The sequence below is a fragment of the Pseudomonas sp. FP2196 genome (genome assembly GCF_030687715.1).
In the GTDB taxonomy this organism is placed as follows: domain Bacteria; phylum Pseudomonadota; class Gammaproteobacteria; order Pseudomonadales; family Pseudomonadaceae; genus Aquipseudomonas.
The window spans coordinates 4,354,095-4,380,146 of sequence record NZ_CP117445.1 but is presented as its reverse complement, the minus strand read 5'-3'; the positions used below and the strand labels follow the sequence as shown (position 1 = coordinate 4,380,146).

Genomic DNA, 26,052 nt, shown 5'->3' with positions numbered 1-26,052 from the left:
TTTAAATCTCAAACCTGCAATAAAGGACTATTGCCGATGACCACCCAACAGGATAAATCCGTATCACCAGCGCTGATACAGAACGAAATTCTCAGCGCTCTGCTCGAAGCCACGGGCAATCTGGACAGCGCCGAGGCGCTGCAAAAGAGCTTGCCCGACATGCTGCTCAAGAGTTCGGCTGCCACATTGGTTGCGCTCGATCAAACCGCGCGAGACTTGCACACGATTCAACTCAAGGTCGACAAGGACTTGCTCCGGCTCAAGCCTTTGAACACGTTCTGTAAAACCGAATTGACCCGTGCGCTGAACCTCAAGTGGTCAGCGGTATTCGATGTCGAGAACGACCTGTTGAGTATGCCGGGCCCCGATTGCGGTTGCCCGCCGACCTCCACAGATAGCAACGACGTTGAAACCGTTCCGCATGCCATCCAGACGTTATTGCAAGGGGCCATGCAGAACTTCAGCGAGGACGAGGAGGCCGACAGTTTCCCCGTCGGCAGTCTGGTGCGAGTAGCCAGTGCGCCGTCAGGCGTGGCCGGACTGACCCCGGCGTCGTTCGCCGGATTTTGTCGTGAGCTGGATCTGGGGAAACGTTACCAGGAGCATTTACAGGAGGTGTTCGGCCTCAAGGACAGCGCCGGCGAGGTGGTTGCCACCAGCCCGATGACCCGCGACATCGCCACAATGAAAAAATACTTGCTGCAACTGGACATGCATCTGGCCGGGCTCAGACAGCACATCACCCCGGCAGGCCTGCAAACTTTACAAAACCTGATTGCTGCTGACGGCCGGGTGTTAGCGAACACCCTGCAGTACCGCAAACGGCCACTGATCATGCATGGCATCGAGATACTCGACAGTTGCATCTGGGGCGTGGTGGTGTTTTCCGTCCGCTCGGTCGAGTTGTACCCGGATGAATGGTGCCTGGTGTACATGGCCAACGAGCCCGCCAGGCCCTTGTACGAATACACCAGTTTTAACGCGTTCAAGCAGTACCTCACGCAACAACTGAAGGTGAAAAGCTACAAGGATTACTTCGCTAACAGCATTGATGAAGACGATAAGGCGGATTTCTTCAAGGCCTTCGCTGATACCGCTGATCTGGGGCATATCAGGCAGTTGCCGATCACGGTGCCGCTGTTCGAATTCATGGTGCAGAGCCACGTCGGCAAGATGCAGATCGATGCTCGCAAACTCGCGGTGCCTACTACCGATATCGACGAAAGTGTGCGGCAAAAGCGTCTGCTGAATTTTCTCGAACTGGGTGTGACGATAGCGACGGTGGCTGGATTCTTCGTTCCGGTTGTCGGTCAGTTGATGATGGGTGTCGCTGCAGGACAATTGTTGGCGGAGGTGTACGAGGGTGTCGAGGACTGGCGGCGCGGCGATCGGCAGGAGGCATTGTCACACCTGTTCGCCGTGGCCGAAAATATCGCGCTGATGGGCGCCTTCGCCGCCGGGCAGAAAGTCGTGGGGACGCTGGGGCGAAAATTGATTCGTGCCCATCCGGAATTTTTCGGGCAATTCGCCGCGGTTACCAATGCGGCCGGCAAGCCGCGATTGTGGAAGCCGGATCTCACGGCATATGAGCATCGGCTACCTGTGGGTTTTACGGTGGCTTATGACTCCGAGGAAATGTACGACATCAGTGACTCTATCGTCGGTCGCGTCGACAGTCGGATAGTCTCCGGTACGGTCGACCAGCAGACGGGCCGCTGGCGCCTCGACCATCCCCGGCGCTCGCAAGCCTATACCCCCGAACTTGAGCGGCATGTCGAGGGTGGCTGGCGACTTCCCGCTGAAGACCCTGAACAGTGGAACAGCGTGCCCTACACCCTCAAGCGCATCGACCCGAATCTGAGCGAATTCGCCGACAACGATCTGGACATGATCAGGCGAATCAGCGACGTCACCTATGACGAGTTGCACCGCAACTTCACCGACAATCTCGCACTGCCGGTGCGGCTGCGTGACACCGTGGAGCGCCTGCGCGTCGAACGACAGTTGCGCCTGCTGATCCGTGAACTGGGCGAAGGTGAAACTCATTCTGGCCAGCCGCTGCCGGAACAACTGCACGGTCTGCCGAAGCTGGCGGGTTGGCCGACGGATCGCTATATCGAGGTCAGCGATTACGACGCCGACGTCACGACGAGGTATCCCGCCACCAACCTGCCCGACGACACACTCAGTGTGGTGGTCAGCCAGGAGCAATTGGATTCCGGTCAATTGCTCCAGGCGGTAATCGATGGCCTGTATTCGGAAGAGGTCGATGCGTTGCTGGGGACCAGGGTCAATGCGGGCGGCGCACGTCAGGCACTGGCGAGAAAGCTGGGTGCGGCCTTGAAGGCTGATCGACGATCGGTGTTCGAGCGGATGTATCAACGCTATGACCAGAGCGATGCAGAAGAGGTCAAGAATTTACGCAACGTCTTTGCAGACATCCCGGTGCGCTATGCCCAGCGATTGATCGATCAGGCGCCGAGTGTCGAGCGGATGCATTTGCGTTCGACCGGGCGGGTGCCTTTGCGGCTGGCGCAAAAAGCCCGCAATGCCACTATCGACGTGCGTCTTGATCGTGCGCTTTGCGGGCTGCACGTGCCGCAGGTCGCCAATGCCGACAGCGAAAAACTGGCGATCCAGTTGCTGCCGCGTTTGAGTGGCTGGGACGCAGGGCTGCGGCTTGCGGTGCGTGACAAGACGCTGACCGGGCCGGTACTGGAAGCCATCGGCAGTGAGTCTGCGACAGCGTTGAACACTTGCACCCTGGTCAAGTCCAGTGACGGTTATGAAGCGTTCGCCGGCGACGGTAAATCCCTCGGTCGCATAGCGGCGGGCCCGGACAGCCTCTATGCCGCCATTCTCAAGGCACTCTCGCCACGTCGACGTATCGCTGCCGGGTTTCCCGATCCCGTGGACGCTGACAGTGCGCGATTGCGCAAACAATTGCTGGGGGTTGCGCTGGATGAGCGTGAGGCCAGTGCGCGCCTGTTAACCGAGGGCAAACTCGAGCCGCTGGTCGCGGAGCCGGTGTGTATTCAAGCCGATCACGCAACGACGGCGACCACTCATCCGCGAGCCCTGATACGCAAGGTGAGAAAACTTTATCCACGCTTCTCCGAGGCGCAGGCCCGCGAATTTATCGATGGCTTGGGCGCCGATGCACTGACCCGCGCGACCCGGGTGAAGGGGTTGATCCATGAACGCGAGCAGCTGCGCGAGATTCTGGATGTCTGGAGTGAGGATCAAGCCGCGATGAAGGCGCTCGGTGGCGATTTGCGTGAAGTGCGGCAAAGCCGAAAGTCGACGGCAGAACAGATCGAGGACGGTTTTCGACGGATTTTCACAGCGAAAGATAAAAGTGGTAAATCGGTCTGTGCCCTGAATCTTGACGGGATGCGCGTCGGCAAGTTGCCCACGTTACCCCCAGGGTTGAACTTCGATCACATAAAGCACTTGTCGCTGAAGAACATGGAGCAGGACGACGATCTGGTTTATTTCCTCAAGTCGTTCAAGCAAGTCGAGTCTCTGGAACTCGACGACAACACACTGACTCGACTGCCCGAGGTGTTTTCACACATGCCCAATCTCACCTTTTTGGGTCTGGCGGGCAACAAGATCAAACTGACCGAACATGCGCTGGTGAAGCTGGCCAACTTGCGCACGCTGCACACCTTGAACCTGAACGAAAACCCGTTGGGCGCGACGCCTGACGTGAGCAAGATGTTTGACTTGCGTGCTCTGTGCCTGCGCGAAACTGGCGCCACCGAGTTGCCCAAAGGTCTTGCACACCTGCCGTCTCTGGACTGGGTCGATCTGCGCAACAACGAAATCAGGAATCTGCCCGATTGGCTGTTCAAGACAACGAAACGCTTCAGTCAGGCAATTAATCTGCGACACAATCCGCTGTCACTGGCCAGCAGTGCGCATCTGGCCGATTATCGAAACAACGTCGGTATCGGCATGGGCTATCTGGAAGACGATATCGCTCGACTCGACGAACAGCAGGCGCGCTCACTGTGGTTTAAAGACGGAGCCGGAGAAGACTGGGGCCGGCGTGACCGGATCTGGACAGCCTTCAAGGACGATCCACGGGCCGAGGGGCTGTTTCATTTGCTGGCAGAAGTCGGCAATACGGCCGACTCTGAAAAGGTCAGCGACGACATGCATCGCCGGGTTTGGGCAGTCCTTGAAGCCGCGGAATCCGACGCAGAGCTGTGCGAGCAAGTGCTCAATCTGGCCGCCAACCCGATCAACTGTACGGATACGGCGGCGATGAACTTCAGCCATATTGAAGTCGCCGTGGAAGTCGACAGGGTGACCAGCCTCGCCGGCGGCCGAACCACCAGCGCGCAGCCTTTGCTCCAACTGGGCAGGGGCCTGTTCCGGCTGGACAAACTCAACCATATTGCCCAAGAGCACGTGCGCAAGAATCCGACTGCCGATCCGCTGGAGGTGAACCTTGCGTATCGTACAGGCCTTGCCGATGAGCTCGATCTGCCGGGGCAGCCGCGGCATATGCGGTTTGCCGTCCTGGGCGGGGTGACCGAAGCGGATCTGGCTACGGCAAAAAATGCGGTCAATGCCGCTGAACTGTCCTCCGAATGGCTGTCATTCATGCTGCGTCAGCCATTCTGGTGCGATTACCTCAAGCGCACGTTTCCCCTATCGTTCACCAGCATTGAGGAAACGTTCGCACCGCAAATGGATGCCGTTTTTGATCAGGCGACCAAGTTGACCACCGGGGATTACCTGAACCAGATGGATGCGATCAAACTCAAACGCGAGGAGGCCGAAGAAACAGTGGTCACCCGCCTGACCGACGATGCGATACGGCTGATGGACCTGGGCATCTGTGCGATGCCCGGTGATTGAAGCTTTACTTGCGGCGTATCAGCTGACGTAACGCGAAACGGTTGGGGTGACAGGCCTCGGCAACGCTTCTTGGTAGTGGCAACGGCTCATCGTTCAACCAGGCCACGAGCAGTTCGCCGGACAGGGGCGCGGTGATCAGACCGCGCGAGCCGTGGCCGCTGTTGACGTATAGACCGTCGAGCCAAGGGCAGGCGATGTCCGGCACTTGTCGGGCATCCTTGCTCAGCGCCGCGTACGCTTGAGTGAACGCGGCATGGTCGGCGAGGGGGCCGACGATCGGCAGGTAGTCCGGGCTGGTGCAGCGGAAAGCCGCGCGCCCCAGTAGGCTCTCGACATCCTGTTCACTGACGATCAGGCGTGAGACGAGGTCAGTGGAAATCTCTTCGAGCATCGCCAGATTGCCCAGGTGTTCGGCGGTGGTCGGGGTCAGGTCGTCGCTGTTGAAATCGAAACTGGCGCCGAGGGTGTGTTCGCCCAGTCGTGCGGGTGCGACGTAGCCTTCAGCGCACACTACTGTGGCCAGGGCCTGGCTTTGTTCCGTCTGCGCCAAGCGTGTGATCTGTCCGCGAATCCGCTTGAGCGGTAACTCGGCGCTTTGCGCGAAACGTTTGATCTCGGCAGCACCGGCCAGCACCACGACGGGAGCGCTGGCGAGCAAACGGTCACCGTCGAAGGCTTGCCATTGATCATCCACCTTGCGCAGTTCCAGCACTTCGCGATGGCTGAGCAATTCGATGTTCGGTTGCCTGGCCTGTGCCTGACACAGCGCGGGCGGATGCACCCAACCCCCTTCGGGATAGTACAAACCACCGTGCTCCAGACCCACGCCGGCGCGGGCCTGCGCTTCAGGCTGGTCGAGCCACTGCAACAGGTCTGTCGGGAAGGCTTCTGCCAGTTGAGCGTGACGTTCGGCTTCCTTGGCATTGAACGCCAGTTGCAGCACGCCGCAATCGTCCCAGTCGGTACCGCGTTGCAGACTTTCGAGCAGGCGGCGGGTGTAACCGAATCCGCTGACGATCAGTTGCGATAGTGCGGTGCCATGGGCCGACAGTTTCAGATACAGCACACCTTGCGGATTGCCCGAGGCTTCCTGCGCCACGGCGTCGTGGCGTTCGAGCAGACTCACTTGCCAGCCGCGGGCTGCAAGGCTGGCCGCCGTGGCGCAGCCTGCCAGACCTGCGCCAATCACCAGCGCCCGACGCTCACCGGTCATCGGAGCAGGGCGCGCGAACCAGGGCTTCTCGGCGGCGGGGGGGGCCACTTCCTGTGGCCAGCCGAGAAACTCGCCACGCAGGATTTCCCATTTGTGGCCGATGCCCGGCGTGCGTTTCATCTTGAACCCGGCAGCGTTGAGCAAGCGCCGCACCCAGCCGGTGCTGGTGAAGGTGCTGATGGTCGAGCCGGGTGCCGCCAGTCGTGCCACTTCGACGAACAGTTCGGCGTTCCACATATCGGGGTTTTTCGCCGGTGCAAAGCCGTCGAGGAACCAGGCATCAATCTGAGCATCCAGTTGCGGCAGTTGCTCAAGGGCATCGCCAATCAACAGCGTCAACGTCACCCGACCGTCGGCCAGGGTGACGCGTTGGAAGCCTTGATGAATGGCCACGTAATGCTTGAGCAACTGATCGGCCAGCGGTTTGAGTTCTGGCCACAACGCCAACGCGCGTTGCAGGTCGGCCGGGCTCAACGGGTACTTTTCGACACTGACAAAATGCAGCCTGGAACCCGCCACCGCGTGTTGCTCGAACAATTGCCAGGCGCAGAGAAAATTCAGCCCCGTGCCGAACCCGGTTTCACCGATGACCAGGCGCCCATTCTCCGGCAACGCGGCAAAACGCTCGGCCAAACGGTTCTGTTCAAGGAACACATAACGGGTTTCATCCAGCCCCGACTTGTCGGAAAAATACACGTCATCGAACACTCGCGAATGCGGGCGTCCCTGGTCATCCCAGTCGAGTTGGGCGTGGGGCATTACAGGTTTCATGGCAGGCTCGGCAACGACAAGGCGGCCATTCTAGCCGATCGCGCGGGCGCTGCTTGATCCATGGCAAGGCTTGCTCGCGATGTCTCAAGGACAATCCGCCACCCGCGGGAATTTCTGTGCCTCGTCCATGCCCAATCCGCTAGTCTTGCTGAATCCTGGAAGGAGCCGTCCAATGTTTGAATCCGCTGAAATCGGTCACGCCATCGACAAAGACACTTACGAGGCCGCCGTCCCCGCGCTGCGTGAAGCACTGCTGGAAGCGCAGTTCGAGTTGCAGCAGCAAAAGCGTTTCCCGGTGATCATTTTGATCAACGGCATCGAAGGCGCGGGCAAGGGCGAGACGGTCAAGTTGCTCAACGAGTGGATGGACCCGCGCCTGATCGAGGTGCGTACCTTCGATCAGCAGACCGATGAAGAGCTGGCGCGGCCACCGGCCTGGCGCTACTGGCGGATGCTGCCGGCCAAAGGGCGGATGGGGGTGTTCTTCGGCAACTGGTACAGCCAGATGCTGCAGGGGCGGGTGCACGGTTTGTTCAAGGATCCACGGCTGGATCAGGCGATCAATGCCGCCGAACGCCTGGAAAAAATGCTCTGCGATGAAGGCGCGCTGATCTTCAAGTTCTGGTTTCACCTGTCCAAGAAACAGATGAAAGCGCGGCTCAAGTCTCTCGCCGATGACCCGCTGCACAGTTGGCGCATCAGTCCGCTGGACTGGCAGCAATCGCAAACATACGACAAGTTCGTCAAATACGGCGAGCGCGTGCTGCGCCGGACCAGTCGCGACTATGCGCCGTGGCACGTCATTGAAGGCATGGACGCCAACTACCGCAGTCTGGCGGTCGGCAAGATTCTCCTTGAGGGCCTGCAAAACGCCCTGAAGCGCCCGGATGTGCACGCCGAGGAAGTCAACGCAGCACCGTTGGGCACGGCGGTCGATCAGTTGAACCTGCTTGACAGCCTTGACCTGACTCAGCGCCTGGAGAAGAAAGACTACGAAGAGCAACTGATCACCGAGCAGGCGCGACTGTCGGGGCTGATGCGCGATAAACGCATGCGCCGCCACGCCTTGGTTGCCGTGTTTGAGGGCAATGATGCGGCGGGCAAGGGCGGGGCGATTCGCCGGGTGGCGGCGGCGCTCGATCCACGCCAGTACAGCATCGTGCCGATTGCCGCGCCGACCGAAGAGGAGCGGGCGCAGCCATATTTGTGGCGCTTCTGGCGGCATCTGCCGGCGCGGGGCAAGTTCACCGTGTTCGACCGCTCATGGTATGGCCGGGTGCTGGTGGAGCGCATCGAAGGCTTTTGCAGCCCGGCCGACTGGCTGCGCGCCTACAGTGAAATCAATGATTATGAAGAGCAGATCGCTGACGCCGGGGTGATCGTGGTCAAGTTCTGGCTGGCCATTGACAAGGACACGCAGATGGAGCGCTTTCAGGCGCGCGAAGAAATTCCGTTCAAACGCTTCAAAATCACCGAAGACGACTGGCGCAACCGCGACAAGTGGGACGCCTACCGTGCTGCCGTGGGCGACATGGTCGACCGCACCAGCACCGAGATTTCTCCGTGGACATTGGTCGAGGCCAACGACAAACGCTGGGCGCGGGTCAAAGTGTTGCGCACGATCAACCGCGCGCTGGAAGAGGCTTTCGAGAAGTCCGACAAGAAGGCCAAAAAGCACAAGGATTGAAGCGATGGGCGCGCATACGCGGGGTGAATGATTGTCGCGGTCGGTCATTTGGTGGGCTTATGCTCGAGCCACTCTCAACCGACAACAACAATGAGGTATGCCATGCGTGAAGTGGTGATCGTCGACAGCGTACGAACCGGGCTGGCCAAGTCCTTTCGCGGCAAGTTCAACCAGACCCGTCCCGATGACATGGCAGCGCATTGCGTCAATGCGCTGCTCGAGCGCAACGACATCGACCCGGCCAGCGTCGAGGACTGCATCGTCGGTGCCGGTTCCAACGAGGGTGCGCAGGGCTACAACATTGGCCGCAACGTCGCGGTGCTCTCGCAATTGGGCACCGGCGTCGCGGGAATGACCCTCAACCGTTTCTGTTCATCCGGTTTGCAGGCGATTGCGATCGCCGCCAACCAGATCGCTTCGGGTTGCAGCGACATCATCGTCGCCGGCGGCGTCGAGTCGATCAGCCTGACCCTGAAAAGCGTCAACACCGATCACTTGATCAACCCGTTGCTCAAGCAGCAGACACCGGGCATCTACTACACGATGGGCCAGACCGCTGAGGTGGTGGCACGGCGTTATGGCGTCAGCCGCGAAGCCCAGGATCGCTATTCGCTGCAAAGTCAGCTGCGCACCGCGCAGGCGCAGGCGGCAGGGTTGTTTGATGATGAAATCGTGCCGATGGCGGTGAAGTACCGGGTCGAGGACAAAAACAGCGGCGAAGTGCAGATCCTCGATGGCATCGTCGAGCGCGACGACTGCAATCGTCCGGACACCACTTACGAAAGCCTCGCCGGACTGAAGCCAGTGTTTGCCGACGACGGTTCGGTAACGGCGGGCAACTCATCGCAACTGTCCGACGGTGCATCGATGACCTTGGTCATGAGCCTGGAAAAGGCCCTGCAACTGGGACTCAAGCCGAAAGCGTTTTTCCGTGGTTTCACCGTTGCCGGTTGCGAGCCGGACGAGATGGGCATCGGCCCGGTGTTCTCGGTGCCGAAATTGCTCAAGGCCAAGGGCCTGCAAGTGGCGGACATCGATTTGTGGGAACTCAACGAGGCGTTCGCTTCGCAGTGCCTGTACGCCCGGGATCGGCTGGAAATCGACAATGACAAATACAACGTCAATGGCGGGTCTATTTCCATTGGCCACCCGTTCGGCATGACCGGATCTCGGCAGGTCGGGCATCTGGTGAGGGAGTTGCAGCGGCGCAATCTGCGTTACGGCATCGTCACCATGTGCGTGGGCGGCGGGATGGGGGCGACGGGGTTGTTTGAGGCTGTGCGCTAAGCCCTGAAAGATTTGTTGATTGATCTACCGCTATCGCGAGCAGGCTCGCTCCTGCAATTGAAATGCGTTCCCCTGTAGGAGTGAGCCTGCTCGCGATGGCATCATCCGGATATCCGGTTGGAATCCTGCACCTGCATCCGCGCGATATAAGCCTTTATCTCCTGCTCGGCTTGCTCGTGACTGTCAAACGGCCCTTCAAGGGTGTTTTCCCGAGTGCTGAAAAACAGTTCGCCATTGACCCGGCACACCCGGTCGCTGCGAAAGTGCGTGGCGGGGGCGGGATCCTGGCGGCGCATGCCTAACATGGTCGGTCTCCTTTTTATGAAGCGCTGAAACGGATCCAACGAGCTTATGCCTGAAGCACTTGGGATGCCTGTCCAGCCGATCAACGGCGCCTCGTCAATTTAATGCTGCGACCTGCACAGTTTCATTCGCGGCGTGTCTCCAACTGTCCCTGTGTCGCGTTCGGCTACGCGTCTAGAATGACGGCTCTTGTCAGCAGGCGTCGGGGTTCGCATGCACATTTCATCGGGGCGCTGGGTATATGGTTTGTGCCTGGCGCTGCTGACCGCGTTTTTGTGGGGCATCCTGCCGATCAAACTCAAACAGGTGCTGCTGGTGATGGACCCGGTCACCGTGACCTGGTTTCGCCTGCTGGTGTCCGGCGGTTGCCTGTTCATCTATCTGGCTTCGACCAGACGCCTGCCGAGTCTCAAGGTGCTGGGCCCCCGGGGCGGTTGGCTGGTGCTGATGGCGGTGCTTGGCCTGGTCGGTAACTACGTGCTGTACCTGATGGGCCTCAATCTGCTCAGCCCCGGCACCGCGCAATTGGTGGTGCAGATGGGGCCGATCATGCTGCTGATCGCCAGTCTGTTCGTGTTCAAGGAGCGATTCAGTATCGGTCAGGGCATCGGTCTTGCGGTGTTGCTGATCGGTTTTGTGTTGTTCTTCAATCAGCGTCTCGCGGAGTTGCTGACCTCGCTGTCGGATTACACCGCGGGGGTGTTGCTGGTGTTATTGGCCTCGACGGTCTGGACCTTCTATGCGCTGGGCCAGAAGCAATTGCTGACGGTGTGGAATTCGCTGCAGGTGATGATGGTGATCTACCTGTTCTGCGCGTTGTTGCTGACGCCGTGGGTGCATCCGCTCGAAGCGCTGCAATTGAGTCCGCTGCAAGGCTGGCTGCTGCTGGCATGCTGCATGAATACGCTGATCGCTTATGGCGCGTTCGCCGAGGCGCTGGCGCATTGGGAGGCATCGCGGGTCAGTGCGACGTTGGCGATAACGCCGTTGGTGACATTCGGGGCAGTGGCGATTGCGGCGTGGATATGGCCGGACTATGTGCATGCCGAGCAGATCAATGGCTTGGGTTATGGCGGGGCGGTGCTGGTGGTGCTGGGTTCGGCGTTGGTGGCGTTGGGGCCGTCGCTGATTGCCGGGTTGAAGGCGCGACGGATGAAGATGGCAGCCAGTTAGACCGTGTCAGGGCCATCGCGAGCAGGCTCACTCCTGCATTTGGAATGCATTCCCCGGTAGGAGTGAGCCTGCTCGCGATGACTGACTTTCAGGCGCTGAAGAATTTAACCCTTGGCGCCAGCCTCGATCATGTTCTCCGGCCGCACCCACGCATCAAACTCTTCATCGGTCAGATAGCCCAACTCCAGCGCCGCTTCCCGCAAGGTCAGCCCTTCGCTGTAAGCCTTCTTGGCGATTTCCGCCGACTTGTCGTAACCGATGTGCGGATTCAACGCCGTCACCAGCATCAGCCCACGTTCCAGATGTTTGGCCATGACTTCGGCGTCCGGTTCGAGCCCGGCAATGCAGTGCTGCTGGAAGTTGCTGCAACCATCGCCGAGCAGGCGGATCGATTGCAGCAGATTGTGGATGATCACCGGTTTGAACACGTTCAACTGCAAGTGGCCCTGGCTCGCGGCAATCCCGATCGTCACGTCGTTGCCCAGCACCTGGCAGGCGAGCATCGATAACGCTTCGCACTGGGTCGGGTTGACCTTGCCAGGCATGATCGAACTGCCCGGTTCGTTGGCCGGCAGCCGCACTTCAGCAAAGCCTGCGCGTGGGCCGGAGCCGAGCAGACGCAGGTCATTGGCGATTTTCATCAGTGCCACGGCGAGGGTTTTCAAGGCGCCGGACAGGCTGGTCAGCGGCTCGTGCCCGGCCAGCGCCGCGAACTTGTTCGGTGCGGTGACGAAAGGCAGACCGGACAATGCCGCCAGTTCTGCGGCAATGGCCTCGCCAAAACCGTGTGGTGAGTTCAGCCCTGTGCCGACGGCGGTGCCGCCCTGTGCCAGTTCACAGACTGCCGGCAACGCCGCGCGGATCGCTCGTTCGGCGTAATCCAGTTGCGCGATGAAGCCGGACAGTTCCTGGCCGAAGGTGATTGGCGTCGCATCCATCATGTGCGTGCGGCCGGTTTTCACCAGCTTCATGTGCCGCGCAGCAAGTTCGGCCAAGCCGCCGGACAGCTCGGCGATCGCTGGCAACAGTTGTTCCTGTACTGCTTTCGCGGTGGCGATGCTCATGGCGGTGGGGAAGCAGTCGTTGGAGCTTTGCGAGCGGTTGACGTGATCGTTCGGATGCACCGGGATTTTGCCGCCGCGCGGGTTGCCGGCAAGTTCATTGGCGCGACCGGCGATCACTTCGTTGACGTTCATGTTGCTCTGGGTGCCGCTGCCGGTCTGCCAGACCACCAGCGGGAACTGATCGTCGTGCTGGCCGTCGAGTACTTCGTCGGCGGCTTGTTCGATCAGGCGGGCGATGTCGGCGGGCAGGTCGCCATTACGGTCGTTCACCCGGGCGGCAGCTTTCTTGATCAGGGCCAGAGCGTGCAGCACCGGCAGTGGCATGTGCTCCTGGCCAATGGCGAAGTTGATCAGCGAGCGTTGCGTCTGAGCACCCCAGTAGGCGTCGTCCGGGACTTCGATCTGGCCCAGGCTGTCGGTTTCGATACGGCTCATCGTGCACACTCCTGTTGGTCTGTTTGCGCTGGTTAGGCCGGCGTCGGCCCAGGTGGTTCCATCGATCCGATTGTTGACCGGTAAAACCCCGCCAATCAAGCGCGGCAAGGCGCGGGGGTTGAGCCATAGCGTTTTTTAGGCGCAGAATGGTCGCCCTTGGGGTTTTACCTCGTTAGCTAGAAAAGGAAACTCGATGACTCGTCTTCGTGCCATCTGTACCGCGGTTGCACTGGTTTGCGCCAGCGGCCAGGTGCTTGCCGATACCGCCAGCCACAACGCCAGTGCCGAAGCTTTCCTGACCCTGGCGCACGCTGACAAACTGGGCACTCCGGTGTACATGCAAGTGCAGCAAATGTTCGCCCAGCGTTTTGAACAGACCAAGGCCCCGGAATCCAAGAAAGCCACGCTGGAAACCTACCAGGCCAAGGCCAACGCCGCCCTGGATCAGGCCATTGGCTGGAACAAGCTCAAGCCCGACATGGTCAAGCTCTACACCAGCAACTTCAGCGAATCCGAGCTCAAAGACCTGGTCGCTTTCTACAAGTCGCCACTGGGCAAGAAAGTCCTGGAAAAAATGCCGCAGCTGACCCAGCAATCGGCCCAGATGACCCAGGCCAAACTGGAAAGCGCCGTTCCTGTCGTCAACAAGTTGCTCGACGACATGACCAACGAGCTGGCACCGAAAGGCGCTGCTCCGGCCAAGAAAAAGCCGTAAGCGGAGTTCGTGATGACCATGCAACAACGCATCGAATCGACGCTGGCCCTGCTTCAGCCTGAGCATCTGCAAGTGCTGGATGAAAGCCACATGCACAGTCGCGGGTTGCAGACCCACTACAAGGCTGTGGTAGTCAGCGCGCAGTTTGACGGCCTGAACCGGGTCAAGCGCCACCAGAAAGTCTATGGCACGCTCGGCGAGCTGATGGGCGAGTTTCATGCGTTGGCGCTGCACACCTACACCCCGCAGGAATGGGCAGAGATCGGCGCCGCTCCGGCGTCACCGACCTGTGCCGGCGGTAGCAAACATTAAGATCAAAAGATCGCAGCCTGCGGCAGCTCCTACAGGTGGCTGCCGCAGAGGGTGATGTTTTTGCTAGAATCCGCAACGCGCCGCTCACCCGGCGCGTTTTTTTTCGCATCCGGTTCACCCTTTGCGAGGGTAGCCACCTGGAGAAATACCCATGACACAACCGATTGTCGTGGCGGCACTGTATAAGTTCGTCACCCTCGAAGATTACGTCAACCTGCGCGAGCCGCTGCTGCAAGCGATGGTCGACAACGGCATCAAAGGCACTCTGCTGATCGCCGAAGAAGGCATCAACGGCACGGTTTCCGGCACTCGCGAAGGCATCGATGGCCTGCTCGCCTGGCTGAAGAACGACCCACGCATGATCGACATCGATCACAAAGAGTCGTACTGCGACGAGCAGCCGTTCTACCGCACCAAGGTCAAGCTCAAGAAAGAGATCGTCACCCTCGGTGTCGAAGGCGTCGACCCGAACAAGAAGGTCGGCACCTACGTTGATCCGCAAGACTGGAACGCGTTGATCAGCGACCCTGAAGTGCTGTTGATCGACACGCGCAACGATTACGAAGTGTCGATCGGCACCTTCGAAGGCGCCATCGATCCGAAAACCACCAGTTTTCGCGAATTCCCCGACTACATCAAAGAACACTTCGACCCGGCCGTGCACAAGAAGGTCGCGATGTTCTGCACCGGCGGCATCCGCTGCGAGAAGGCCTCGAGCTACATGCTGGGCGAGGGCTTCGAAGAGGTGTACCACCTCAAGGGCGGCATTCTGAAATACCTCGAAGAGGTGCCGCAGGAAGAAACCAAGTGGCAGGGCGACTGCTTTGTATTCGACAACCGTGTGACCGTGCGTCACGACCTCAGCGAAGGCGACTACGATCAATGTCATGCCTGTCGCACACCGGTCAGCGTTGAAGATCGTACCTCCGAGCATTACGTGGCCGGCGTCAGTTGCCCGCACTGCTGGGACACCCTGAGCGAGAAAACCCGCCGCAGCGCCATCGATCGGCAGAAGCAGATCGAGCTGGCCAAGGCCCGCAACCAGCCGCACCCGATCGGCTACAACTATAAGCAAGCATCCACCGAGGCTTAACCATGTCTGCGCGCCTGCTCTATGTGATGGACCCGATGTGTTCCTGGTGCTGGGGGTTCGCTCCGGTGGCCAAGGCACTGGTCGAACAGGCGCAGGCAGCCGGGGTCGAGTTGCATCTTGTCGTTGGCGGATTGCGTACGGGTAGCGGTGCGGCGCTGGAGCCGACCACCCGACGCTACATTCTTGAACACTGGCAGGCAGTCACCGAGGCCACCGGCCAGCCGTTCAAGTTCGACGGCGCGCTGCCCGATGGTTTTGTCTACGACACCGAGCCTGCTTGCCGGGCGATTGTCACGGCACGTAGCCTGGCACCGGATTGCGCATGGACACTGGTCGGATTGATCCAGCAGGCGTTTTACACTGAAGGTCGCGATGTCACCCAGGCCAGCGTGCTGGTCGAACTGGCAGAGCAGGCGGGTGTGCCGCGTATCGAATTTGCCGCGTTGTTCGATCATGCCGATCAACACAAGGCGACTCAGGCTGATTTCAGTTGGGTGCAAGATCTGGGTATCGCCGGTTTCCCGACCTTGCTCGCCGAACGCAACGGCCAACTGGCGCTGCTGACCAACGGCTATCAACCGCTCAGTGAACTGTCGCCCTTGCTCGGCCGATGGCTGGAGCGCGCGGCCTGTGTCTGACCCGGCCGATGACACGCCAGCCGTAAAGCGTGTCGACCGGCTGAGCTGGGCAGAAGTCCGGCGACTGGCACTTCATCACAAAAAATCCTTGTGGATCGCCAACGGTGTGGCCGTGCTGGCGACGTTGTGCAGCGTGCCGATTCCGTTGCTGTTGCCATTGCTGGTGGACGAAGTCCTGCTCGGCCATGGCGATGCAGCGCTGAAAGTCATGAACCATCTGTTGCCTACGATGTGGCAGCAGGCAGCGGGCTATATCGGCCTGATGCTGGTGGTCACCTTGACGCTGCGTTGCTGCGCGTTGTGCTTTGGCGTGTTGCAGTCGCGCCTGTTCGCGCGGTTGGCCAAGGACATCGTCTATCGCATTCGCGTGCGCCTGATCGAACGGCTCAAACGCATTTCCCTCGGCGAATACGAAAGTCTGGGCAGCGGCACGGTGACCACGCACCTGGTGACCGATCTGGACACCCTCGACAAGTTTGTCGGCGAAACCCTAAGCCGTTTTCTGGTGGCGATGCTGACCCTGGTCGGCACCGCGAGCATCCTGATGTGGATGCACTGGAAACTTGCGTTGCTGATACTGCTGTTCAATCCGCTGGTGATCTACGCCACGGTGCAGTTGGGCAAACGGGTCAAACACCTCAAGAAACTGGAGAACGACAGCACTGCGCGGTTCACTCAGGTGTTGAGTGAAACCCTCGATTCGATCCAGGAAGTGCGCGCGGGCAACCGTCAGGGCTACTTCCTTGGCCGGCTCGGCCTACGAGCGCAAGAGGTGCGTAACTACGCGGTCAATTCTCAGTGGAAAACCGACGCATCCAATCGCGCCAGCGGGCTGCTGTTCCAGTTCGGCATCGACATCTTCCGCGCAGCGGCGATGCTCACCGTGTTGTTCTCCGACCTGTCGATCGGCCAGATGCTCGCGGTGTTCAGTTATCTGTGGTTCATGATCGGCCCCGTGGAGCAACTGCTGAATCTGCAATATGCCTACTACGCGGCCGGCGGCGCGCTGGCACGGATCAATGAATTGCTGGCGCGGGCCGATGAGCCGCAATATCCGGGTGGTATTGATCCGTTCAAGGGACGCGACACCGTGGGCATTCAGGTGCAAGGTCTGAGCTTCGGTTACGGTGACGAATTGGTGCTGGATCAACTGAACCTGTCCATCGCCCCGGGGGAGAAAGTGGCAATTGTCGGCGCCAGCGGCGGCGGCAAAAGTACCCTTGTGCAATTGCTGCTTGGGTTGTACACGCCGCTGGCCGGCACCATCCGTTTCGGCGGTTCGACCCAGCAGGAAATCGGGCTGGAGACCGTTCGGGAAAACGTCGCGGTGGTATTGCAACACCCGGCGCTGTTCAACGATACCGTGCGCGCCAACCTGACCATGGGCCGCACGCGCAGTGACGAAGCCTGCTGGCAGGCACTGGAAATCGCTCAGCTCGAACCCACCATCCGCGCCTTGCCGGATGGCCTGGACAGCATCGTCGGGCGTTCCGGCGTGCGCTTGTCCGGCGGTCAGCGCCAGCGTCTGGCGATTGCGCGGATGATCCTCGCCGAGCCGAAAGTGGTAATCCTCGACGAAGCCACTTCAGCCCTTGATGCCGCCACCGAATACAACCTGCATCAGGCCATGGCGCGGTTCCTCAATGGTCGTACCACGTTGATCATTGCCCATCGCTTGTCGGCGGTGAAACAGGCGGATCGGGTCTTGGTGTTCGACGGCGGGCAAGTGGCCGAAGACGGCGATCATCAGCAGTTGATTGCCGACGGCGGGCTGTACGCCAAACTCTACGGCCACTTGCAACAAATCCAGCGCCCTTGAGTTTTGTCCGCGTTTCTGTGCTTAGTGCTTGAATTGCTTCCAATAAAAACGCCCCGATTACCTCCCCGTACAGCTAGGTTGCACGATCGGCATAGAGGACGGCACAGCCGTCCCTTGGACATGTCGAAAATTAGCCTAGGCTGAGCTGTCAGGAGCGGTATTTTCCGGTGCTCATATGGCAGTGCTTGCGCAAGGGATCTCATGAAGCAAAAGCGGACTCTCGGAACGCCACGGTTGTTGGGCATCGTCTGGCCATTTATTGCCGTCGTGTTGTTTCAGGCGTTATTGGGCGGCGTGAGTCTTTACGTGCTCTCGGCCGTTCGCGGTTACGTGGCGGGGGAAAGTCTCTGGTCCAAGGGCCAGAAAGACGCCATTTACTACCTCAATCTGTACGCCGACAGTCGTGACGAGGCGATTTTTCTCAAGTACCAAAGTGCGATTGCCGTGCCCCAGGGCGGTCATCAGTTGCGCGTGGCGCTGGACCGTCAGCCGCCGGATCTGCAATCGGCGCGTGACGGCATTCTCAAGGGCGGCAACCATCCTGACGACGTCTCCAGCGTGATCTGGCTGTACCTCAACTTCCGTCACTTCAGTTACCTGGAAACCGCGATCGACCGCTGGACGGTCGGTGATGCTTATCTGATCGAACTCCATGACGTGGCGCGCGAGATGCATCAACGTATCGTCGACAATGCTGCTACCGAGGCCGATATCCAGCGCTGGAAGGCGCGAATCTTTGCGATCAACGATGGTGTGACCCCGGCGGCGAAAGCGTTCAGCGATGCCCTGGGCGAAGGCTCGCGGATGATCCTGCGCCTGCTGCTGTTCACCAACCTTGCCACGGCGCTTGGACTGATCGTGCTGGCCTTGTGGCGAACCCACAAATTGCTCAAGCAGCGCCATGCCTTTGCCGAGGCGCTGCAGTTGGAGAAAGATCGCGCGCACGTGACGTTGCAATCAATTGGTGATGGCGTCATCACCACCGACGTGACCGGCGCCATTGACTACATGAACCCCGCCGCTGAAGCCATGACCCACTGGAAGGCCGAGCAGGCCGCCGGTTTGCCCTTGGCGGCGCTGTTCAATTTGCTCGACGACAACGCCCAGGCCGAAGGCCTGACGCTGATTGAGCACATTCTCAGCGGCCAACTCAGCGGCGGCAGCGAGCACTCCAAGCTGATTCAGCGCCTGGATGGCAGCACGCTTTCGGTGACGCTGGTCGGAGCGCCGATCCGCAATGCCGGCAAGGTCAGTGGCACGGTGCTGGTGCTGCACGACATGACCCAGGAGCGGCAATACATCGCCAATCTTTCCTGGCAGGCCACTCATGATGCGCTGACCGGGCTGGCGAATCGTCGTGAGTTTGAATATCGCCTGGATCAGGCGCTGCACAACCTCTCGCGCCAGTCCGGGCGGCATGCGTTGATGTTCCTGGATCTGGATCAGTTCAAACTGGTCAACGATACCTGCGGCCATGCTGCGGGCGATGAGCTGTTGCGGCACATCTGCACCTTGCTGCAATCGGGGCTGCGCGAAGGCGATACGCTGGCGCGGCTCGGCGGTGACGAATTTGGCATTCTGCTGGAAAACTGCGCGCCGGAAGCGGCGGAGAAAATCGCCGAGGCACTGCGTCAGACCGTGCAGAACCTGCACTTTGTCTGGAAAGGACGGCCATTCCTGACGACGGTGAGTATAGGTCTGGTGCATGTTGCACAAAACCCGATGACGCTTGAAGCCTCGCTGCGTGCTGCCGACATGGCCTGCTACATGGCCAAGGAAAAAGGCCGCAATAGGGTCCAGGTTTACCACCCTGACGACTCCGAACTCTCACTGCGCTTTGGTGAAATGGCCTGGGTGCAACGTTTGCATGTGGCGCTGGAAGAGAATCGCTTCTGCCTTTATGCCCAGGAAATCGCGCCGTTGAAACAGGGTGGCGGCGACAGAGGACACATTGAAATCCTGCTGCGTCTGCACGATGAAGCCGGTCGGATGATTCTGCCGAACAGTTTTATTCCTGCCGCCGAACGCTATGGCTTGATGAGTCAACTGGATCGTTGGGTAGTGCAAAACGTATTCAAGGTTATTGCTCAATGTATTGCGCAAGAACATGAAGGGCCATTAGCGATGTGTGCGATTAATCTGTCAGGCATTACTATAGGAGATGACGCTTTTTTGCACTTTCTGCGCGAACAGTTTGTTAACTATTCGATACCACCTGAAATGATTTGTTTTGAAATTACTGAAACCAGTGCAATTTCAAACTTGGGCAGTGCAATTAGATTTATTAATGAACTCAAAGGCTTAGGTTGTTATTTTTCGTTAGATGACTTTTGTGCCGGAATGTCTTCATTCGCTTATCTGAAACATTTGCCTGTAGACTTCCTGAAGATCGACGGGAGTTTCGTAAAGGATATGCTGGACGATCCGATTAACCGCGCAATGGTCGAAGTGATCAATCACATCGGGCATGTCATGGGTAAGCAGACAATTGCCGAGTTTGTTGAAACAACCCAGATCGAGCAGGCATTGCTTGAAATTGGTGTGGATTACGCTCAGGGTTACGTTATTGAACGCCCGCAATTGTTTACCTGCGACAGTTTGCAAAGTCGGCCCGCCAGGCCGCAGCCGCTGTTATTCAAAGCGCCTGGCACGTTCCGTTGAAGTCTCTCGCCGATCCTTACAATCACAAATCAAAAGGAGCCGAACAGTGATCGACACATTCAACCGAACCGGACCACTCATGGAAGCTGCAAGTTATCCCGACTGGGCACAACAGCTCATTGAGGATTGCAGCGAGAGCAAGCGCCGGGTTGTCGAACATGAACTTTACCTGCGCATGCGTGATAACAAACTCAGCGCCAAAACCATGCGCCAGTACCTGATCGGGGGCTGGCCGGTAGTTGAGCAGTTCGCGTTATACATGGCGCAGAACCTGACCAAAACCAAATTCGCCCGTCACCCCGGTGAAGACATGGCGCGGCGTTGGCTGATGCGCAACATTCGCGTCGAACTCAATCACGCCGACTACTGGGTGCACTGGAGTCGCGCACACGGTGTGAGTCTGGAAGATCTCCAGGCCCAGCACGTACCGCCTGAGTTGCATGCCTTGAGTCATTGGTGCTGGCACACCAGTTCCGCCGACTCACTGATTGTGGCCATTGCCGCCACCAACTATGCCATCGAGGGTGCGACCGGGGAGTGGTCGGCGGTCGTCTGTTCTACCGGGGTGTACGCCGCAGCGTTCCCCGAAGAAGACCGCAAGCGTGCGATGAAATGGCTGAAAATGCATGCCCAGTATGACGATGCTCATCCGTGGGAAGCGCTGGAAATCATCTGCACCCTGGCAGGCATGAACCCGAGCAAGGCCTTGCAGGCCGAGTTGCGCCAAGCGATCTGCAAGAGCTACGACTACATGTACCTGTTTCTGGAGCGGTGCATGCAGCTGGAGACGTCGGAGCGTTTGCTAGTAAACCGTGAGCGCAGGGCTGTGGTCGAGAGCTGATTCCCGATAACACCAGGTAGAAAATGTAGGGGTGAGCCTGCTCGCGATGGCGGATTGTCAGTCAACATCATTGTTGAGTGTCGGACCGCACCGCGACCAGGCTCACTCCTACAGTTGTTTTAGGGTGTCTGGAGGGGATCAGCCCGCCATCGCCAATCGATTCCGCCCCTCGCGCTTGGCCACGTACAGCGCGCTGTCAGCGCGGCGCAACAGGCTTTCTGCCGACTCACCCGGCAGCAGGGTCGAGCAGCCCAGGCTGACCGTCAGCTCTATCAACGTTCCATCGGCGTAATACTCCGCCGCCTGCGCCGCATAACGCAGACGCTCGCCAACCATCGCCGCTGCTTCCCGGCTGGTATTGGACAGCAGGATCAGAAACTCTTCCCCGCCATAGCGAAACACCATGTCGACATTGCGCAACTGACCCTTGATCGACGCGGCCACGGCTTTAAGCACGTCATCGCCAGTGCTGTGGCCATGACTGTCGTTGACCCGTTTGAAGTGGTCGATGTCCAGCATCAACACCGACAACGGCTGCAGGTGTCGGCGGGACATTTCGATCTCGCGTTGCAGTGTCTGCTCCATCGCGATGCGGTTGCCGGCGCCGGTCAGTGGATCGCGCAGGGCGCTTTGGGTGGCGGCGCGGTACAGCAGAGCGTTACGCATCGGATACAGCAGTGACGACAGCAGCGATTCTAGATTGCCCTGCTCCTGTTCGTTGAAGCGCTGATTGCGGCGGAACACCACTTCGCCCATGTGTTCGCCTTCGTGGCTCAGGCTGTAGCTGACCGAGTGATGGCCGCGAGCGCCAAACTCCAGGCGAAGGTCGCTCCCCTGATGCGCGTAGCTCAAGGCGTCGAGCGGCACGAGGCGCTGAACTTCACGGAAAAAAAGACCGAGGATACGTTGCGGTTCGAGACTGGTTTGCAGTTGCAGGCTCAGTTGCTGGCGCAATTGCGCGAGACTGGCGGGCCGCTCAAGAAGAGGCGGCTGCTGACCGAAACCCAGGCGTTGCAATTTGGCACTGTCAAAGTCAATTGCATTGGTCTGGGAAGGTGATTTCATATGGCGTGAGCCCCTAAGCAGTAAGTCTGTCTTACAGGCTGGGTGAGAGCGGCTTTGGGCTGCGTGTCGTACTGATCCATCAGTCCCGTAGGACATTTGGCGTAAGTTTAGTCTGCCTGATGACGATTAGTAAGCTATCGAACCAGGCCTTGCCCCATTGCCTTCACACGGCATGCTTTGAGGAAATTTAGAGCGAAAGTCGTGCCATTCAGTTCGTTTTTATTTAACCCGTTATGAATCAATGGGTTGAGCATGACTGAGAGGGAGGGGTGCTGGATATTTGACTAAATTGTGACGGCTAATTGGGTTAAATGACTGCCGCGACGGGAATCCGCCACGGCAACAAATGCGACGTATGGCATTACTGCGCGTTGAATGCCTGGCCGTTGATCCCGGTGCTGTCCGGACCCATCAGGTAGAGGTAGACCGGCATGATCTGCTCCGGCGTCGGGTTGTTCAGTGGGTTTTCCCCCGGATAAGCCTGCGCACGCATGCTGGTGCGAGTGCCACCCGGGTTGATGCTGTTGGAGCGTACCGGTGCCACGCCGTCGACTTCGTCGGCCAGGGTTTGCATCAGGCCCTCGGTGGCGAACTTCGACACGCCGTAAGCGCCCCAATAAGCCCGACCCTTGCGGCCGACGCTGCTGGAGGTGAACACCACCGAAGCGTCCTGCGACAGCTTGAGCAGTGGCAGCAGCGTGCTGGTCAGCATGAACATGGCGTTGACGTTGACCTGCATGACGCGCATGAAGTTTTCGCCCGACAGCTGTTCGATCGGCGTGCGCGGGCCAATGATCGAGGCGTTGTGCAGCAGGCCGTCGAGGTGGCCGAACTCGGTCTCGATCATCGCTGCCAGCTCATCGTACTGATGGGGCAGGGCGGTCTCGAGGTTGAAGGGAATCACTGCCGGTTGCGGATGGCCCGCCGCTTCGATCTCGTCGTAGACCTGCGTCAGATTGGCTTCGGTCTTGCCCAGCAGCAGCACGGTTGCGCCGTGGGCGGCGTAGGTTTTCGCAGCGGCCGCACCGATGCCGCGACCGGCACCGGTGACCAGAATGACCCGATCCTTGAGCAATTCGGGACGAGCGGAGTAATCAAACATATAAACCTCACAATCCATTCATGAAGACCTGCTTCCCAGTGGTGAGGGGATTTATCCCTGACCGGCTGCGAAGCAGTCGTAAGCCTGCGTGTCGAATCGACCTGAAGGAATGCTGGGGCCGCTTCGCAGCCCATCGGGGATGAATCCCGCACCACAAGGCATCCTGCAAACAGTCAGGTCAGCAACTGCAGAGCGCGCTGTCCAGAACCTTGCGCAACTCCAGCGGATGATCCACCACCACATCCGCGCCCCAATGCCGCGGGTTGTCGTCCGGGTGAATGTAGCCAAAGGTCACCGCACAGGTTTTGGTCCCTGCATCGCGCCCCGACTCGATATCGCGCAGATCATCGCCTACAAACAGAACGGTCGACGGATCCAGATCAAGCATCTTGCACGCGAGGATCAGCGGCTCCGGGTCCGGTTTGCTGTTCTTCACGTGATCCGGGCAGATCAGCAGCGCCGATCGCTCGGCCAGCCCCAGCTGTTGCATGATCGGCTCGGCGAAGCGCAGCGGTTTGTTGGTGACCACGCCCCAGATCAGGTTGGCCTTTTCAATGTCGGCCAGCAGCTCTTCCATGCCGTCGAACAGCTTGCTGTGCACCGCGCAGCCGACGAGGTAGCGCTCAAGAAACTCCAGGCGCAACGCCTCGAACCCAGGCGATTCCGGATCCATCGAAAACGTCACCGCGACCATCGCTTTGGCGCCGCCGGAAATCTCGTCGCGGATGTGCTTGTCGTTGATCGGCGGCAAACCACGATCCGCGCGCATCGCCTGGCAGATGGCGATGAAGTCTGGCGCGGTGTCGAGCAGGGTGCCGTCCATGTCGAAAAGAACTGCTCTGATGGCCATCGGCTTACTCCTCGCGCAGGGTCTGGATCATGTAGTTGACGTCAACGTCGCTGGCCAGTTTGTAGTGCTTGGTCAGCGGGTTGTAGGTCAGGCCGATGATGTCCTTGACGGTCAGGCCGGCCATGCGACTCCAGGCGCCCAGCTCGGATGGACGAATGAATTTCTTGAAGTCGTGGGTGCCGCGCGGCAACAGCTTCATGATGTATTCGGCGCCGATGATGGCGAACAGGTAGGCCTTCGGGTTGCGGTTGATGGTCGAGAAGAACACCTGGCCGCCCGGCTTGACCATGCGGAAGCAGGCACGGATGACCGACGATGGATCTGGCACGTGCTCGAGCATTTCCAGGCAGGTCACCACATCGAACTGCTCGGGCATTTCTTCGGCCAGCTCTTCGGCGGTGATCTGGCGGTACTCGACGCTGACGCCGGACTCCAGTTGATGCAGTTGCGCGACTGCCAGTGGCGCTTCGCCCATGTCGATGCCCATCACGGTGGCACCACGTTGCGCCATGGCTTCGCTCAAGATGCCGCCACCGCAGCCAACGTCGAGGACTTTCTTGCCAGCCAGATTGACGCGTTCGTCAATCCAGTTGACCCGCAGCGGGTTAATGTCGTGCAGCGGTTTGAATTCGCTTTCGCGGTCCCACCAGCGATGGGCCAGGGCTTCGAATTTGGCGATTTCGGCGTGGTCGACGTTGCTCATGTTCAATTCCTCGAAAAACTTGAAAAAGGTTGTAGCCCCGGAGTGTGGCCCGGGTGTTTACGATTCGGTATGGCCGCTGATGCGCTGGCCCCAGGCTCGGGCAATAGTGCCAAGCTGTTCTTCATCCATGCGAGTCAGGCGCCGGTCGTCAAGCAATTGTTTGCCGGCGACCCACAGGTGTTTCACGCAATCGCGACCGGTGGCGTATATAAGCTGTGAAACCGGGTCGTACACCGGTTGCTGCGCCAGGCCAGACAGGTCGAAGGCGACAATGTCCGCGGCTTTGCCGATTTCCAGCGAGCCCGTTTCGCTTTCGATCCCCAAGGCGCGTGCGCCGTTCAGTGTGGCCATGCGCAGGGCGCGATGGGCATCGAGCGCGGAAGCCGAGCCGGCGACGGCTTTGGCCAGCAAGGCAGCGGTGCGGGTCTCGCCGAGCAGATCCAGATCATTGTTGCTGGCCGCGCCATCAGTGCCGACCGCAACATTGACCCCGGCTTGCCACAGACGCTCTACGGGGCAGAAGCCGCTGGCGAGTTTCAGGTTCGATTCCGGGCAATGGATGACGTTGGTGTTGCTTTCTACCAGCAACGCCAGGTCGTCATCGCTGATCTGGGTCATGTGCACGGCCTGGAAACGCGGGCCGAGCAGACCCAGTCGGCCGAGGCGGGCGAGTGGCCGTTCGCCGTGCTGTTCGACCGCTTGCTGCACTTCGAAGGCGGTTTCGTGGACGTGCATGTGGATCGACGCGTCCAGCTCCTCGGCAATCACGCGGATTTTCTCAAGATTCTCGTCGCCGACGGTGTAGGGTGCATGAGGACCGAAGGTGATCTTGATCCGTTCGTGATGCTTCAGATCGCCGAACAATTCGACGCCCTGACGAATGGCCTCATCGGCGCTGCTGGCGCCAGGAATCGGGAAATCAAGGATCGGAATGGCGATCTGTGCGCGGATGCCGCTGTTGTGCACGCGCTCGCTGGCAACTTTCGGGAAGAAGTACATGTCCGAAAAGCAGGTGATGCCGCCCTTGATCTGCTCGGCGATTGCGAGGTCGGTGCCATCACGGACGAATTCTTCATCGACCCATTTGGCTTCGGCCGGCCAGATGTGGTTTTCCAGCCAGGTCATCAGCGGCAGATCATCCGCCAGGCCGCGGAACAAGGTCATTGCGGCATGGCCGTGAGCATTGATCAGGCCTGGGCTGAGCAGAACGTCCGGCAATTCGCGGATTTCGCTGGCGTTACACTTCAACGCTTCGGCGCGCGGGCCGATAAACACGATGCGACCGTCACGGATGCCCAGGCCATGCTCCTTGAGCACAACGCCAGCAGGTTCGACGGGTACTAGCCAGGTCGGCAGCAATAATAAGTCGAGCGCAATGGCAGGTTTCGGCATCGAGGATCGGTTCCAGTGCTTTTGTAAAGGATGGCGAAGTATACCCGAGCGTCTTC

General features: G+C 59.4%; 19 protein-coding genes. 11 read left to right on the top strand and 8 right to left on the bottom strand.

Features of this window, described 5'->3' with window-relative positions:
• Positions 1-36: 36 nt before the first annotated feature.
• Complete coding sequence (locus PSH79_RS19510) at positions 37-4,872, top strand: NEL-type E3 ubiquitin ligase domain-containing protein (protein ID WP_305439078.1); 4,836 nt, start codon at positions 37-39, stop codon at positions 4,870-4,872.
• Between the two features lie 4 nt (positions 4,873-4,876).
• On the opposite strand, the gene mnmC is transcribed toward PSH79_RS19510, so the two are convergent.
• Positions 4,877-6,856 (bottom strand): bifunctional tRNA (5-methylaminomethyl-2-thiouridine)(34)-methyltransferase MnmD/FAD-dependent 5-carboxymethylaminomethyl-2-thiouridine(34) oxidoreductase MnmC, encoded by a 1,980-nt coding sequence (gene mnmC, locus PSH79_RS19505; protein ID WP_305439077.1) that lies wholly within the window; start codon positions 6,854-6,856, stop codon positions 4,877-4,879.
• Positions 6,857-7,028: 172 nt separating this feature from the next.
• Between mnmC and pap the strand changes: the two genes are divergently transcribed.
• Complete coding sequence (gene pap, locus PSH79_RS19500) at positions 7,029-8,543, top strand: polyphosphate:AMP phosphotransferase (protein ID WP_305439076.1); 1,515 nt, start codon at positions 7,029-7,031, stop codon at positions 8,541-8,543.
• Positions 8,544-8,645: 102 nt separating this feature from the next.
• Positions 8,646-9,830 (top strand): thiolase family protein, encoded by a 1,185-nt coding sequence (locus tag PSH79_RS19495; protein WP_305439075.1) that lies wholly within the window; start codon positions 8,646-8,648, stop codon positions 9,828-9,830.
• A gap of 101 nt (positions 9,831-9,931) precedes the next feature.
• On the opposite strand, the gene PSH79_RS19490 is transcribed toward PSH79_RS19495, so the two are convergent.
• Entirely contained in the window at positions 9,932-10,135 is a 204-nt protein-coding gene (locus PSH79_RS19490; RefSeq protein WP_305439074.1) for a DUF6316 family protein, read from the bottom strand.
• A gap of 211 nt (positions 10,136-10,346) precedes the next feature.
• Here PSH79_RS19490 and PSH79_RS19485 point away from each other — a divergent pair, with 211 nt between their 5' ends.
• Positions 10,347-11,306, top strand: a complete 960-nt coding sequence (locus PSH79_RS19485; RefSeq protein ID WP_305439072.1) for a DMT family transporter — start codon at positions 10,347-10,349, stop codon at positions 11,304-11,306.
• Between the two features lie 104 nt (positions 11,307-11,410).
• On the opposite strand, the gene PSH79_RS19480 is transcribed toward PSH79_RS19485, so the two are convergent.
• Positions 11,411-12,805, bottom strand: coding sequence for a class II fumarate hydratase (locus PSH79_RS19480; protein WP_305439071.1), 1,395 nt, complete (start codon positions 12,803-12,805; stop codon positions 11,411-11,413).
• Between the two features lie 193 nt (positions 12,806-12,998).
• On the opposite strand from PSH79_RS19480, the gene PSH79_RS19475 reads away from it, so the two are divergent.
• The 7 genes from PSH79_RS19475 to PSH79_RS19445 all read left to right on the top strand — a co-directional run bounded on the left by PSH79_RS19475 (position 12,999) and on the right by PSH79_RS19445 (position 20,884).
• Positions 12,999-13,520: a DUF2059 domain-containing protein gene (locus tag PSH79_RS19475; RefSeq protein ID WP_187677740.1), complete on the top strand. Its 522-nt coding sequence runs from the start codon at positions 12,999-13,001 to the stop codon at positions 13,518-13,520.
• Positions 13,521-13,532: 12 nt separating this feature from the next.
• The gene (locus PSH79_RS19470; protein WP_064391455.1) at positions 13,533-13,832 is read left to right on the top strand and encodes a BolA family transcriptional regulator; all 300 of its coding nucleotides are present in this window, start codon (positions 13,533-13,535) and stop codon (positions 13,830-13,832) included.
• Positions 13,833-13,983: 151 nt separating this feature from the next.
• Positions 13,984-14,925: a rhodanese-related sulfurtransferase gene (locus tag PSH79_RS19465; protein WP_123534758.1), complete on the top strand. Its 942-nt coding sequence runs from the start codon at positions 13,984-13,986 to the stop codon at positions 14,923-14,925.
• 35 nt (positions 14,926-14,960) lie between these two features.
• Positions 14,961-15,563: a DsbA family protein gene (locus PSH79_RS19460; protein WP_305444014.1), complete on the top strand. Its 603-nt coding sequence runs from the start codon at positions 14,961-14,963 to the stop codon at positions 15,561-15,563.
• Positions 15,556-17,382: an ABC transporter ATP-binding protein gene (locus PSH79_RS19455; protein ID WP_305439070.1), complete on the top strand. Its 1,827-nt coding sequence runs from the start codon at positions 15,556-15,558 to the stop codon at positions 17,380-17,382. Before PSH79_RS19460 ends, PSH79_RS19455 begins: the two co-directional genes overlap by 8 nt.
• Positions 17,383-17,583: 201 nt before the next feature.
• On the top strand, positions 17,584-20,043 hold the full coding sequence (locus PSH79_RS19450) for an EAL domain-containing protein (protein ID WP_305439069.1): 2,460 nt from the start codon (positions 17,584-17,586) through the stop codon (positions 20,041-20,043).
• Positions 20,044-20,122: 79 nt separating this feature from the next.
• Positions 20,123-20,884 (top strand): TenA family transcriptional regulator, encoded by a 762-nt coding sequence (locus tag PSH79_RS19445; RefSeq protein ID WP_370872530.1) that lies wholly within the window; start codon positions 20,123-20,125, stop codon positions 20,882-20,884.
• Positions 20,885-21,022: 138 nt separating this feature from the next.
• Here the strand turns inward: PSH79_RS19445 and PSH79_RS19440 are convergent, their stop codons facing one another.
• The 5 genes from PSH79_RS19440 to PSH79_RS19420 all read right to left on the bottom strand — a co-directional run bounded on the left by PSH79_RS19440 (position 21,023) and on the right by PSH79_RS19420 (position 25,996).
• Positions 21,023-21,949 carry a GGDEF domain-containing protein gene (locus PSH79_RS19440; protein WP_305439066.1) on the bottom strand — a complete coding sequence of 309 codons (927 nt, stop codon included), beginning with the start codon at positions 21,947-21,949 and terminating at the stop codon, positions 21,023-21,025.
• Between the two features lie 361 nt (positions 21,950-22,310).
• A complete protein-coding gene (locus PSH79_RS19435) occupies positions 22,311-23,051 on the bottom strand; it encodes a YciK family oxidoreductase (protein ID WP_305439065.1) in 741 nt (246 codons plus the stop codon).
• Between the two features lie 178 nt (positions 23,052-23,229).
• Complete coding sequence (gene mupP / locus PSH79_RS19430; protein ID WP_305439064.1) at positions 23,230-23,901, bottom strand: N-acetylmuramic acid 6-phosphate phosphatase MupP; 672 nt, start codon at positions 23,899-23,901, stop codon at positions 23,230-23,232.
• Between the two features lie 4 nt (positions 23,902-23,905).
• Entirely contained in the window at positions 23,906-24,604 is a 699-nt protein-coding gene (ubiG, locus tag PSH79_RS19425) for a bifunctional 2-polyprenyl-6-hydroxyphenol methylase/3-demethylubiquinol 3-O-methyltransferase UbiG (protein WP_123534776.1), read from the bottom strand.
• 57 nt (positions 24,605-24,661) lie between these two features.
• Complete coding sequence (locus tag PSH79_RS19420) at positions 24,662-25,996, bottom strand: TRZ/ATZ family hydrolase (RefSeq protein WP_305439063.1); 1,335 nt, start codon at positions 25,994-25,996, stop codon at positions 24,662-24,664.
• Between the last annotated feature and the right edge of the window lie 56 nt (positions 25,997-26,052).

Bases quoted from the DNA above. Each gene is read 5' to 3' on its own strand.
- PSH79_RS19510 (WP_305439078.1), top strand. From the start codon at position 37: ATGACCACCCAACAGGATAAATCCGTATCACCAGCGCTGATACAGAAC.
- mnmC (WP_305439077.1), bottom strand. From the start codon at position 6,856: ATGAAACCTGTAATGCCCCACGCCCAACTCGACTGGGATGACCAGGGA.
- pap (WP_305439076.1), top strand. From the start codon at position 7,029: ATGTTTGAATCCGCTGAAATCGGTCACGCCATCGACAAAGACACTTAC.
- PSH79_RS19495 (WP_305439075.1), top strand. From the start codon at position 8,646: ATGCGTGAAGTGGTGATCGTCGACAGCGTACGAACCGGGCTGGCCAAG.
- PSH79_RS19490 (WP_305439074.1), bottom strand. From the start codon at position 10,135: ATGTTAGGCATGCGCCGCCAGGATCCCGCCCCCGCCACGCACTTTCGC.
- PSH79_RS19485 (WP_305439072.1), top strand. From the start codon at position 10,347: ATGCACATTTCATCGGGGCGCTGGGTATATGGTTTGTGCCTGGCGCTG.
- PSH79_RS19480 (WP_305439071.1), bottom strand. From the start codon at position 12,805: ATGAGCCGTATCGAAACCGACAGCCTGGGCCAGATCGAAGTCCCGGAC.
- PSH79_RS19475 (WP_187677740.1), top strand. From the start codon at position 12,999: ATGACTCGTCTTCGTGCCATCTGTACCGCGGTTGCACTGGTTTGCGCC.
- PSH79_RS19470 (WP_064391455.1), top strand. From the start codon at position 13,533: ATGACCATGCAACAACGCATCGAATCGACGCTGGCCCTGCTTCAGCCT.
- PSH79_RS19465 (WP_123534758.1), top strand. From the start codon at position 13,984: ATGACACAACCGATTGTCGTGGCGGCACTGTATAAGTTCGTCACCCTC.
- PSH79_RS19460 (WP_305444014.1), top strand. From the start codon at position 14,961: ATGTGTTCCTGGTGCTGGGGGTTCGCTCCGGTGGCCAAGGCACTGGTC.
- PSH79_RS19450 (WP_305439069.1), top strand. From the start codon at position 17,584: ATGAAGCAAAAGCGGACTCTCGGAACGCCACGGTTGTTGGGCATCGTC.
- PSH79_RS19445 (WP_370872530.1), top strand. From the start codon at position 20,123: ATGGAAGCTGCAAGTTATCCCGACTGGGCACAACAGCTCATTGAGGAT.
- PSH79_RS19440 (WP_305439066.1), bottom strand. From the start codon at position 21,949: ATGAAATCACCTTCCCAGACCAATGCAATTGACTTTGACAGTGCCAAA.
- PSH79_RS19435 (WP_305439065.1), bottom strand. From the start codon at position 23,051: ATGTTTGATTACTCCGCTCGTCCCGAATTGCTCAAGGATCGGGTCATT.
- mupP (WP_305439064.1), bottom strand. From the start codon at position 23,901: ATGGCCATCAGAGCAGTTCTTTTCGACATGGACGGCACCCTGCTCGAC.
- ubiG (WP_123534776.1), bottom strand. From the start codon at position 24,604: ATGAGCAACGTCGACCACGCCGAAATCGCCAAATTCGAAGCCCTGGCC.
- PSH79_RS19420 (WP_305439063.1), bottom strand. From the start codon at position 25,996: ATGCCGAAACCTGCCATTGCGCTCGACTTATTATTGCTGCCGACCTGG.